This is a genomic window from Neisseria sp. HMSC078C12, from assembly GCF_001838065.1.
Lineage (GTDB): Bacteria > Pseudomonadota > Gammaproteobacteria > Burkholderiales > Neisseriaceae > Neisseria.
In genome coordinates this window covers 256307-268858 of sequence record NZ_KV835582.1, presented here as the reverse complement: position 1 = coordinate 268858, position 12552 = coordinate 256307, and the positions used below count along the sequence as shown (strand labels likewise).

9 protein-coding genes are annotated in these 12552 nt (G+C 50.3%); 3 read left to right on the top strand and 6 right to left on the bottom strand.

Translation table 11 applies throughout. The annotated features are described in order from the left end of the window. Positions 1-446: 446 nt before the first annotated feature. Together HMPREF2596_RS10830 and HMPREF2596_RS01585 are read right to left on the bottom strand one after the other, a co-directional pair. Entirely contained in the window at positions 447-539 is a 93-nt protein-coding gene (locus HMPREF2596_RS10830) for a methionine/alanine import family NSS transporter small subunit (RefSeq protein WP_036493939.1), read from the bottom strand. After that, on the bottom strand, positions 539-2074 hold the full coding sequence (locus tag HMPREF2596_RS01585) for a sodium-dependent transporter (RefSeq protein WP_083324965.1): 1536 nt from the start codon (positions 2072-2074) through the stop codon (positions 539-541). The genes HMPREF2596_RS10830 and HMPREF2596_RS01585 overlap by 1 nt, the downstream gene beginning before the upstream one ends. Positions 2075-2848: 774 nt before the next feature. On the opposite strand from HMPREF2596_RS01585, the gene gap reads away from it, so the two are divergent. The 3 genes from gap (at position 2849) to HMPREF2596_RS01565 (ending at position 6873) form a co-directional block, all read left to right on the top strand. Continuing rightward, positions 2849-3877 (top strand): type I glyceraldehyde-3-phosphate dehydrogenase, encoded by a 1029-nt coding sequence (gene gap, locus HMPREF2596_RS01575; protein WP_003748138.1) that lies wholly within the window; start codon positions 2849-2851, stop codon positions 3875-3877. A 100-nt stretch (positions 3878-3977) separates the two neighbouring features. After that, positions 3978-6185, top strand: a complete 2208-nt coding sequence (gene uvrD, locus HMPREF2596_RS01570) for a DNA helicase II (protein WP_070849107.1) — start codon at positions 3978-3980, stop codon at positions 6183-6185. A 154-nt stretch (positions 6186-6339) separates the two neighbouring features. Next, positions 6340-6873, top strand: coding sequence for an SMI1/KNR4 family protein (locus tag HMPREF2596_RS01565; protein WP_070849105.1), 534 nt, complete (start codon positions 6340-6342; stop codon positions 6871-6873). Between the two features lie 52 nt (positions 6874-6925). Here the strand turns inward: HMPREF2596_RS01565 and HMPREF2596_RS01560 are convergent, their stop codons facing one another. From HMPREF2596_RS01560 to HMPREF2596_RS01545, 4 genes are all read right to left on the bottom strand, one after another. Beyond that, entirely contained in the window at positions 6926-7726 is an 801-nt protein-coding gene (locus HMPREF2596_RS01560) for a sulfite exporter TauE/SafE family protein (RefSeq protein WP_003748132.1), read from the bottom strand. Positions 7727-7768: 42 nt separating this feature from the next. Beyond that, entirely contained in the window at positions 7769-8149 is a 381-nt protein-coding gene (locus HMPREF2596_RS01555; protein WP_070849102.1) for a putative zinc-binding protein, read from the bottom strand. A gap of 274 nt (positions 8150-8423) precedes the next feature. Further along, positions 8424-11711, bottom strand: coding sequence for a DUF2339 domain-containing protein (locus tag HMPREF2596_RS01550; RefSeq protein ID WP_114139646.1), 3288 nt, complete (start codon positions 11709-11711; stop codon positions 8424-8426). A gap of 228 nt (positions 11712-11939) precedes the next feature. Then, positions 11940-12425, bottom strand: a complete 486-nt coding sequence (locus HMPREF2596_RS01545) for a hypothetical protein (RefSeq protein WP_070849096.1) — start codon at positions 12423-12425, stop codon at positions 11940-11942. Positions 12426-12552 lie beyond the last annotated feature (127 nt).

Here is a 12552-nt window from a genome sequence, read left to right as displayed (position 1 = left end):
ATGGTATGGTCATCATCATAGCCGTCATTAGGTCCTTTTCCTTCTCCTGAAAAAGTGCCATCCCATTCGCGCGGATCGAGGCGGATAACAAAATCTTCAGAATCACCTTCTTTACTTGGTTGATGTACTTTAGCCATAAAATTCTCCTTAACAAATAAACGGATACTGTACCTAATGCCTCATAAAAGGCATTGCAGACTTTATTCTAGAACAAAGAAAACAGCGGGCAAAGATTGAAGGGAACAACGGTTTATTAACACGATAATCGGATTTAAATCTTTTTAAAACAAATAGATATAATTTATACATCATACCCGGTCATCCATTATTAAAAATCTCGCCCATGCCGTCCACCAAGATGATCCCCCCTCTTCCATCCCCTTGCCATGCGGCAAAAAGGCCGTCTGAAAAATGACTTTCAGACGGCCTTTTCATTTGCTCAAGCCTTATTCTTTAGGCAGGCGCAGGACGGAGACGATGAATCCGCCCCAAATGACAATCAGTGCGACAAGCATCATGACAATAGCTGAAGTGCTCATTATTCTTCTCCTTCACGTTCGTGTTCATGTTCGTCTTTGACGTTGAAGCCCTGACCGTGTTTCCACGGCAAGAACGACAGCAAGACCGACAATACGAGGATGGCGCCCACCATGCCCCAACCGAAGATATTGAGGAAGCTGTCAGGATAGCCGCTGTAATTCTCTTTTAAGAGGCCGGCGGTATCTTGATACAGCATATAGCCGAGCATAGCGACAGTCACCACCACGCTGGCGGTCCACACTTTACCGACACGGATGGAAGACAGCGCGTTTAAGTGGTTGCGCAGTTCCGGCAGCTTGTTCAACAAGACAATCGCCAGAACGTAAACAAAACCGGCAGCCACAATGCCGTAAGTATTGATGAATTTGTCCAATACGTCCAACACAGGTAGGCCGGTGGTCGTACCGAACAGCAAGGTGGAAATAATCGCCATGGGAACGCCTGCAATCAGCGTTGCGCTGACACGGCCGATGTTCATTTTGTCTTGAATCGCGGCCACAATCACTTCAACGATGGAAATCATGGAAGTTACCCCCGCAAACACCAGCGAGCCGAAGAACAACACGCCGATCAACGCGCCCATAGGGGCTTGGTTGATGATGGTCGGAAACGCGATAAACGCCAAACCGATACCGCTGGATGCCACTTCGCTGACTTCTTTGCCTGCGGCTTGAGCCATAAAGCCCAATGCGGCAAATACGCCGATACCGGCGAGCAACTCGAAGCTGCTGTTGGCAAAACCGACAACCAAGCCTGTGCCGCCCAAGTCGGTTTTTTTCTTCAGGTAAGAAGAATAAGTAATCATGATGCCGAAGCAGATGGAGAGCGAGAAGAAAATTTGACCGTATGCGGCTACCCAGACTTTCGGATCCGCCAAACGGCTCCAGTCAGGCGTAAACAAAGCGTCCAAACCTTTTGCCGCACCCGGCAGGGTCAGGGCGATGCCCACCATGATGACAAACATCACCACCAATAACGGCATGAAGAATGTGGACGAACCGGCTACGCCTTTTTGCACGCCCAAAGCCATAATCACCAGCGTAAACACCCAAACGGCAATCAGCGGGCCGGCCACTTTGCCGACAAAGTCCAAGCCCAAGTCTTTGGCATCGGCCATTTGCAGGAAGTCTTTGAAGAAGAATGCCTGCGGATCCGCACCCCATGCCGAAGTAAACGAATAATAGGCATAGCTTGCCGCCCAGCCGACAATCACGGCGTAATAGATACAGATGATGACGTTGGTCAGGAAGTTCCACCAACCCACCGGCTCAAACCAACGGCCGAGGCGGCGGAAGGCCAAAGGAGGCGAACCGCGGTAACGGTGGCCGATGGCATAGTCGAGCAGCAACAGCGGAATACCTGCCGTCAACAGCGCAACCAAATAAGGGAGGACGAAAGCACCGCCGCCGTTGTCGAAGGCGATGTAAGGGAAACGCCAAATGTTGCCTAAGCCCACGGCCGAGCCGATGGCGGCAAACATAAAGGCACGGCGACTGCTAAACGTCGCGCGTTCGCTGGATTGAGAATTTGACACAATGAACCTCTTAAAAATCGAGTGTCGTCAAGGCCTCCCGGCCTTGCGCGTATATATTTAGAAATCAGGCCGGACAAAGCGGCCGGTTAAAATAGATATTCGGACAAGGATAATATCCGGTATTAAAGAATGCACCGCTTATGGCCATGCAAACATAATCTGACCTTATCGTAAAAAAATTTAACACTGTTGGCAAGTCAGTATTGCATTAAAATCGCAAGGAAAATCTTCATGCACTACGACTAAAATCTTCATACACTTCTTTATATACAAGCCAAACGCAACACCCAAGCCCCGTTTTTCCCTCCTCTTCCCACTGACAACCGCCCTCGCCGCAAACCGCCTTCCCCTTATCCCGTAAGGAAAAGCGGCAACCCAACGCATTCAAATCCCCCGTCATCAAAATGTTTCAGACGGCCTGTTTCCCTTCCGTCCCATCCGGGCCGTCTGAAATTTCACTGTTGCATGTTGTAATCAAGAAACCGTCCCAAAATTCCGTTTAATATAAACAAAAACAATCCGCCTTTTTCTACGCCCATCATCACCATGATTTCAAATAAGCATAAAATATTAAAAATAAAATGAATAAAAAATAAAATAACAAGAACTCCAAAATAAGATTAATTTTAAACCCGTATTTCTACTCTAATCATCTACAATCAAAAATAATCGAATCAAAAAATTTCAATAAAACATTAATTACACAGCACTACATTTTTGCTATAATTGCCGCCATTCAATCCACAACCCAAACCCAAAAGAAGAGGAAAAGCCATGGGTATCAAAGTTGCCATCAACGGTTACGGCCGCATCGGCCGCCAAGTAGTGCGCGCTATTTTCGACTACAAACTGCAAGACCAACTCGACATCGTTGCCATCAACGCCAGCGGCAGCATCGAGACCAACGCCCACCTGACCAAATTTGACACTGTTCACGGCCGCTTTGACGCCGATGTTTCCCATGATGAAAAACACCTCATCATCAACGGTAAAAAAATCCCTTACTTCTCCACCCGCAATCCTGCCGAATTGCCATGGGGCGAATTGGGCGTTGACCTGGTAATGGAATGTACCGGCGCGTTCACCAGCAAAGAGAAAGCCAAAATCCACTTGGAAAGCGGCGCGAAAAAAGTACTGATTTCCGCTCCAGGCGGCGATGACGTTGACGCAACCATCGTTTACGGCGTAAACGACGACGTGATTACCGGCGACATGACCGTTATCTCCAACGCGTCTTGTACCACCAACTGCCTGGCACCCGTAGCCAAAGTGTTGAACGAAAACATCGGCATCGTAAACGGCGTGATGACCACCATCCACGCACTGACCAACGACCAAACCGTCACCGACGTACGCCACAAAGACCTGCGCCGTGCGCGTAGCGGCGTGGAAAACATGATTCCGACCAAAACCGGCGCGGCAAAAGCCGTCGGCTTGGTATTGCCTGCCCTCAAAGGCAAACTCGACGGCCTCGCCATCCGCGTACCGACCGTCAACGTTTCCCTGGTTGATTTGAGCTTCCAAGCAAGCCGTGAGACTTCTGTCGAAGAAATCAACGCGCTGATGAAAGCCGCTTCCGAAGAAGGCCGTCTGAAAGGCGTTTTGGGTTACAACACCCTGCCGCTGGTTTCTATGGACTTCAACCACACCACCCAAGCCAGCACATTCGACTCTACGCTGACCAAAGTAACCGAAGGCAAAATGGTTAAAGTGTTCGCATGGTACGACAACGAGTGGGGCTTCAGCTGCCAAATGCTGAACACCGCGCGCCGTATGTTCGGTTTGGAAGTACGTCCGTTCTAATCGGCTTCCAACACAAAGGCCGTCTGAAACATCTTTTCAGACGGCCTTTTGTATTTCCTTTAAAATATCGCATTCCCATTTATTTTCAGACGGCCTCTTCATGTTTCCCAACGAATCCGCCCCCAATCTGCTTCAAGGCTTAAACCCCGAACAACTCTCCGCCGTAACCTGGCCGCCGCAATCCGCCCTCGTTTTGGCAGGCGCGGGCAGCGGCAAGACGCGCGTACTGACCACGCGCATCGCATGGCTTTTGCAAAGCGGACAAGCCAGCGTACACAGCATTATGGCGGTAACGTTTACCAACAAAGCCGCCAAAGAAATGCAAACCCGACTCGGCGCGATGATTCCCATCAACGTCCGCGCCATGTGGCTCGGCACGTTCCACGGCTTGTGCCACCGCTTTCTACGGCTGCACCACCGCGATGCCGGTCTGCCGTCTTCCTTTCAAATCCTCGACAGCGGCGACCAGCTTTCCCTCATCAAACGCCTGCTCAAAAGCCTCAACATCGCCGAAGAAATCATCGCACCGCGTTCGCTGCAAGGCTTTATCAACGCGCAAAAAGAATCCGGTTTGCGCGCTTCCGTGTTGAGCGCACCCGACCCGCACACAAGCCGCATGATTGAATGCTACGCCGAATACGACAAAATCTGCCAACGCGAAGGCGTAGTCGATTTCGCCGAACTCATGCTCCGCAGCTACGAAATGCTGCAAAGCAACGAAATCCTGCGCCAGCACTATCAAAACCGCTTCAATCACATTCTCGTTGACGAGTTCCAAGACACCAACAAACTGCAATACGCCTGGCTCAAACTCATGGCGGGGGGCAACGCGGCGGTATTTGCCGTCGGCGACGACGACCAAAGCATCTACCGGTTCCGCGGCGCGCACGTCGGCAACATGACCGCGCTGATGGAAGAGTTCCACATCGACGCGCCCGTCAAACTCGAACAAAACTACCGCTCCGTCGGCAACATCCTCGCCGCCGCCAACGCCGTTATCGAAAACAACGACGAACGCCTCGGCAAAAACCTGCGTACCGACGCCGAAGCAGGCGACAAAATCCGCTACTACTCCGCCTTTACCGACCTCGAAGAAGCCCAATTCATCGTGGACGAAACCAAAGCCCTCGAACGCGAAGGCTGGGATTTGGACGAAATCGCCGTTCTCTACCGCAGCAACGCCCAATCGCGCGTTATCGAACAAAGCCTGTTCCGCAGCGGCATTCCCTACAAAATCTACGGCGGCCTGCGCTTTTACGAACGCCAAGAAATCAAACACGCCCTCGCCTACCTGCGCCTCGCCGTCAATCCCGACGACGACAACGCCCTCTTGCGCGTCATCAACTTCCCACCGCGCGGCATCGGCGCACGCACCATTGAAAACCTTCAGACGGCCTCAAACGAACAAGGCATCACCCTTTGGCAGGCAGCCTGCAATGCCGGCGCAAAAGCCACCAAAATCGCCGCCTTCGTCCGCCTGATTGAAGCCCTGCGCAACCAAGTCGGACAAATGCCCCTGTCCGAAATCATTGTCGGCATCCTCAAAGACAGCGGCCTGACCGAACACTACAAAACCCAAAAAGGCGACAACCAAGACCGCCTCGACAACCTCGACGAACTCGTCAACGCCGCCATCGAGTTCAAACCCGAAGATAGCAACTTTGAAACCCTGCCCGAAAACATTTCAGACGACCCCGCCTTCCCCATCCTCGCCTTCCTCAGCAACGCCGCCCTCGAATCCGGCGAAAACCAAGCAGGCGCAGGCGAAAAAGCCGTCCAACTCATGACCGTCCACGCCTCCAAAGGCTTGGAATTTAACGCCGTCTTCCTCACCGGCATGGAAGAAGGCCGCTTCCCCAGCGAAATGAGCCTCGCCGAACGCGGCGGCCTCGAAGAAGAACGCCGCCTCATGTACGTCGCCATCACCCGCGCCCGAAAACGCCTCTACATCACCATGGCGCAACAACGCATGCTGCACGGACAAACCCAATTCGGCATCGTCTCCCGCTTCGTCGAAGAAATCCCGCCCGAAGTATTGCACTACCTGTCCGTCAAAAAACCCGCCTACGACAGCTACGGCAACACGCGCCAAACCGCCGCCCCAAAAGACAAAATCATCGACGATTACAAACAGCCGCAAACCTACGCAGGCTTCCGTATCGGCCAAAACGTCCGCCACGCCAAATTCGGCACCGGCGTCATCATCGATGCCGTGGACAAAGGCGAATCCGCCCGACTGACCATCAACTTCGGCAAACAGGGCGTGAAAGAGTTGGACACCAAGTTTGCGAAATTGGAAGAGATGTAAAAGGGAGATGACAGAGGTCGTCTGAAAAACGAGGGCAACAAGCTTTGCCCCAAATTCCGCTGTCATTTCCGCTCAGACGGGAATGACAGACGGTAAAAGTCGGGTATAAATATCCACCCACCTGTTATAACTGAAATCAATAAGGAAGAACATTATGCCCCAAGTTTTTAAAGATTTTGATTTGTCCTCCGTTTGGGAATCTAATAGTTGGGCGGATAAGGACTACAAAGAAGCCCCATTTACCCCTGAGATTTTGGCTGCTGTAGAAAATGAGCTAGGCTATAAATTGCCACAAAGTTTTATTGCATTGATGGCAGTACAAAACGGCGGGATATTTATCAAAAACTGCTTTCCGACTACTCAGAGAAATTCGTGGGCGGAAGATCATGTGCAAATTTGCGAGGTATCAGGAATCGGTTTTGAAAAAGAAGGGAGTCTGTGCGGCGCGATGGGGCAAAAACTTTGGCTGGAAGAATGGGAATATCCGCCTATCGGCGTGTATTTTGCTAACGACCCATCTGCAGGACATGCCATGTTTGCCTTGGACTATCGAGAGTGTGGAAAAGACGGAGAGCCGAAAGTGGTGCTTGTCGAACAAGAATGGGATTTTGAAATAGTCGAACTTGCCCCCGATTTTGAAACCTTTATCCGCAGCTTGCGGCATGAAGATGAGTTTTTAGATAACTAATAAAAAGTAGGCCGTCTGAAAATTTTTCAGACGGCCTTTTAACATCTACCTACTAAGCCGAAAAAGCCTTATATGCCATTGAAACGATAATCAGCAAAACCGTTACGACCAAAACCTTACGAATAACTTCTCCGTTTGAATTAATAGCATGGAGGCTGCCAAAATGGTTGCCCAACAAATTTGCCAAAATCATCGGGATTCCGATTAGGAACGCCATTTTCCCTGCTATCAAGAAGGCAACAAATGCCCCGATGTTAGAAGCAAAATTGAAAATCTTGGAAGTAGCCGAAGCCTGCAACAACGACAATTTGTTAATGACAAACAAAGCAATGATGAAAATACTACCTGTACCCGGGCCAAAAAAACCGTCATAAAAACCAACAATCAGACAAGTTAAAAATACGGCGATAACGGATTTTTTTATCTCGCCACGCTCGTCTTCTTTTTTCAGCAAAACACCTTTAAACAAAGTTGCCAGTAAGCCTATGGGCAAAAACGCAAGAATAATGTAATTGATGGTTTCCACCGGAAGAATCAAAATGACTTTTGCACCGACAAATGCCCCAATTAAAGCCGCAACAATGCCAACCGGCACAATATGCCATACGATCGAACTGCTCTTCATAAAATTTTTAATCGCAGCCACCGTACCGATGGTACTCACCAATTTTTCCTGTGCCAACGCGACCTGAGGCGGTAAACCTACCATCAAAAATGCGGGAATCAAAATCAGCCCTGCTCCGCCCGCAATAGCATCGACATAGCCCGCAATCAAAGACGCGGCAACCAGCAGGAAAAGGCCGAGATAAAAATAATCGGCAATAATACTGCCGGGAATAAATAATTGTTCCATGGATTGTTTCCTCTTGATTAAATTTTTTATTATTAAAAGTCGTTAACTGCTCAATACATCGCCCTTCTTCGTCAAAACATATTGATAAACTTCTTCTACCGTAGCTTCGTCATAGCTTTTGCCAAAGCGTTTTTTGTAGCCTAGTTCGTATAGTTTTACATGATGCCCTTCCGGGATTTCGACGCCCACATTTTCCAAACACGATTTGGCGCAATGCAGATGACAGCCGTCAATAACCAACATCGGCCGTCCGGACTGCGCTTTGCGTACCAACGGTGCGACTTTGCTGCCCACGCCGGAAATGCACGACATTTCAAATTCTCCGGCATGGTCGAGCGCCACGGCTGTGTTGTTGGCCAGCTGCGCCACATCGGAACATCCGGAACAAGAATAAATTAAGGGAAGCTCATTGCGGTTAGGCATTTTCTATTTCCTTCGGTAGCGGTTTTTATCTTTATGTGTCCGCCCATGGTCAGTCTGTCGGGCGCATTATGCGTGGTATGCGGATATTCGGGTTACACCCGTTTGCTTTTTTCAGACGGCCTACGGCTTATCCATTTATATATTAAAAGGCATCATAACTCAATACGATTAGTCATTCCAGAACAAAGCAGATGGCACCTTCTAAAAAATAAAGGCCGTCTGAAAACAGATAACGCTGCTTTTTTCAGACGGCCTTTTTATTTGAAGTTAATGATTAGGCTTTGTGTTCTCCATCATTCTCTGCTTTGGGCGGAACGGGTGCAAACCAGCCGACCAGAAGCAGCAACAGGCCGACGATGATGAAGGAGACGATGCGCGCGATACCGCCGCTGTTGGAAAGCTCGATCAGGAAGAGTTTGACGACTACGATGCCCATCAGCGTCGCGCCTGTCATCCAGTAGGAACGCTGTTTGCGGCGGTTGCCGAGTACCATCAAGATGATGGCGGTTACTGCCCAAACGACGGAGAGGCTGGCTTGCAGGCCGAAGGATTGGAGCATGATGTCGAGACGCCAAGTGATGCCGTCGTAGAAATGCCATACGCGCATCACGCCTGCGCTGATCAGCATAAATGCCAAGGAGGCGACTGTAGTTGCCGTGGTACGGCGAAGGTCGGGCGGCAAGGCGTCGGGCAGGGATTTCAGGGCAAACCAAAGCATGCCGGCACTGGCGAGTTCTACTGGGTTAAGCACGGGAATATACGGCAACGGCGAAGGTTGGAACGGCGTGGAGAAGTTGGTCCACAGCATCCAACAAGCGGCGGCAAGGGCGCACAACGGCAAGGCGAAATGCTGATAAATGGTTTGATGCCGTCTGAAAAATGCGCGTTGGCGCTGCGTATGGAAAACAATCCACATCGCCAAAGGCACGACCAGCCATGAAAGCTGAGTCCAAACGCCGGAGAGAAGGCCGCCGACATACAGCGCCGTCCAAAGCGTCCAAAGTATGCCGAGTATTGTGATATTGAGTTTGTGCAGCCAAATCAGATCAGGGCGCGGATAATTGTTCAAAATAATGAAGTTCAACACGGTGGCGGCGGCAAGCGGCAAGGCTGCGGCGGCTGTCCATGCGTGTTCGGTATGATAGAAGACGAAATGCAGGGCAAACACGGGCAGGAATGCCAAGTTTGCCTGCAGAAGCTCTTCCCATTTCAAACGTTTGGCAAACAGCAGCAGGCCGGCAAATATCGGCCACATCCACAACTCGATAAACAGGGTTTCCTCGCCTGTCCATTGCGTATAGAGGGCGTAGCTGCCTGTCGCCAACGCTGTAAGCAGGATGATCCAGCCTGAAACCTGCGCAAAGTAAACCTCGTTTCCTTCCGGCTTTTCACTTGCAACCGGCACACGCGGATATTGCAGCGCGTAGGCAGCCGCAAACAGCAAAGGTGTAGCGGCAATAAGGTACAGATGGCTCAGGAAGCCTTGGGATTCATAAATGATGCCGGATTGCAGCAACAGGGCGAACAATACATTGCCCAAGGCAAATGTGATGAACACCTTCGGCTCGTGTTTGCGTCGGCAGAATGCGCACGCCGCCGCCAAAGCGGAAAGAGCGACAATGCTGCCTTGGTCGGCCAAGAAGAGCAAAGGCAAAATAGAGATGTACAGCAAGGCAGCAGACAAGACGGCCGTCTGAACGGATTTTTCCCATTGCGCCGAACCTTCACGACGCGAGAAATACCACAATAAATAAATCGCCGCTCCGCCAAGCAACACCACAACCGTCGTAAACCACTGACCTTCCAGAACGGTATCGGTGCCGAAGCCCTGATAATTGCCCAGCTGAATCAGTGCCGCCAAGAGATAAACCATCAGCGCACCCAAACGGATATGCGGACGCTGTTGGCGCAGACCGAAGAAATAAACCAGCGCAGATTCGGCACTCCACAAAATAACCGTATTGCTCGGTTCAAAATAAAGCGGAACGGCAATTGTGAGGAACAACACCGCCAACGCAAAAAACGCCTGACGCAAAATATACAAACCCTGCTGACGTTTCAGCAGCAACGCGGCCAGTCCGTAAACAGCGGCAAAACCCAATGCGGAAAGCGCATCCGCAGACGGCCAATGCTCCACCATGCGGTATTGCAGGCCGAACGCCGCCGCCATCGTGCCAAACAATAAAGTATGGTCGAGGACATGCACGCGCAGGCCGTGTGTATAAATACTCTTGCCGATTTCTTCCAAAGTCGCATTGTCGGCAATCGGCGTAACGCTGTCTTCGCTGTTTTCCGTCAACTTACGGCGTGCAAACAGATACGCGATAAAGGTATAAAGCAGCCAGTGGTAAATCAAGAAAGGTTCGGTAGTGGCGAAATGCTGCGGCGTATAACTTCGCATGCCCCACAGCGCGGCAATGGCAAAAGTAGCAACAAAACCCGTCAGGTTCAGCGGACGCCATGCCTTAAACCAAGCAATCGCGGCCACACCGCCGTTGAGCAGGGCAAGATAAGAAAACAGCACCAAATAATTGCCGCTGCCGTCTGAAGTCAGCAAAGGCGCGGCCATACCGCCGATTAAAGCAACCTGCGCCATAATCTGCGCATTCTGCCTTACCGCCAACCACGCCATCAGTACCACCATCGCCACCATCAGCCCGAACACGACCGACACAGGCAGCAGCGGATGCAGTTTCAACGCCGCCAACGCCGTCAAATACATCACCGCCACGCCGAAACCCTGCAACACCAAGCCATATTCACGCTTACGGCTTTGCAGCTTCCAGCCGCCGACCACCGCCGCCAAACCTGCGCCTGCCACAGTCAGATAACGCAGCTCCACCGGCACATGAACCCGCTCGGAGGCATAGCGCAGCAAAAAAGCCAAGCCGAGGAACAGCACCACAATACCGGTTTTCAACAGCGGATTACCGCGCAAAAACCAAGCAACAATCGGATTGTCGGAAAACTTATACTCTCCACCTTCCGACTGAGCTTTATGGATAACGAATTGACGCGATGGCGCTTCTTCGCTTTCAGACGGCATCGAAGCAACAACAGCCTCTTCCTTAGGCAGCCCTGCTTGTTCAGCAGCAACCGGAGCAACCGCCTCGATAACTTCTTCCACAACAGGCTCAGACGAAGCAGCAGCCTTGGCAGAAACAGGATCAATAGGTATAGAAAAAGAAGGGGCAAACGCTTCCTCAATCTTCTGCTTAACATGCGCAGCTTCCGCTTCAGGCTCAACCCGAACCTGAAGCGGCTCAGAGGCCGTCTGAACATCGGCAACAGCCCGAGCTTCAAGCCCCTGCCCTACCTTCGCCTCATCACGGACAGCCTCATGTTCCAACACCAACAAACGCTGTTTCAGCAGCTCGATTTCCTGCTCCAGCTTCTGCATCCTGTCGCCTGCCGTAGCAGATTCAGCCAAACGCTCTTCTTGACGCTGTTTCGCGATTGACCAAGCAACCAACCAAAACAACGACCCAATAATCACGCCCGTGGCCATTTCATCAAGAAAATAGCCGATCATAATAGGAATAAGCAGGCCAAAAAACTGCATAAAACACCTGTTTGATAACAATAAGAATATGCCGATTGTAACACCGGCAACATTATTCATGAAAAAAAGAGACAAACGGCCGAGAATAAAAGCATACGGCGAATAGAATGTAGAGAATCGGAATAAAAAAGGCCGTCTGAAAATATTTAGGGATTTTCAGACGGCCTTAAGCATGTTTCCTTTATGTATCATGAATACATCAACAGATAAGCAATGATTTACCGAATATTATTTGCAACGCATCAGCGTACGCGTCAGCCAAACTTTTTTGCCTGAGCCGTCCGTCGAGTAATCACGGAATCTTTGCGTCAGCACGCCTCGGTTTAAAGAAAACTCAAAATTATCGTTATAAATCTGCGTACCTAGCTCCGGCTGCTCATCCCGAACGCGTGCCGTACCTGCAATTTTATCGGTCGAATAAATTCGATAATTCAGTTTCGTATATTTCGCACCCCATTCCCAACCCTTTAATTCAATTGATTTTTTACCTATTTCAATATAAAAGCCGCTATCTTCCGACACATCGACATTATCCATAGCAGCGTTTTCATCATAACCCATGGCACATAAAGCCCTTATATGTTTGGGCGATACCTTCCCTTCAGAACGCCCGGCCCATTTGCCTTGAAACGCTTGCGGAATATCTTGGGCAGCGGCTGGGAATGCAAAAAGGAGCAAATCGGCGATCAGAACAGATTTTAAAGTGAGCGACATTATTTTTACCTTTCAAGAAAGAGTGTTTAAATCAATATGAATAATACAGAAAACGGAAAAAATACAAAAAGGCCGTCTAAAAATATTTAGGGATTTTCAGATGGCCTCGGATATTTTTTGGGGTTTC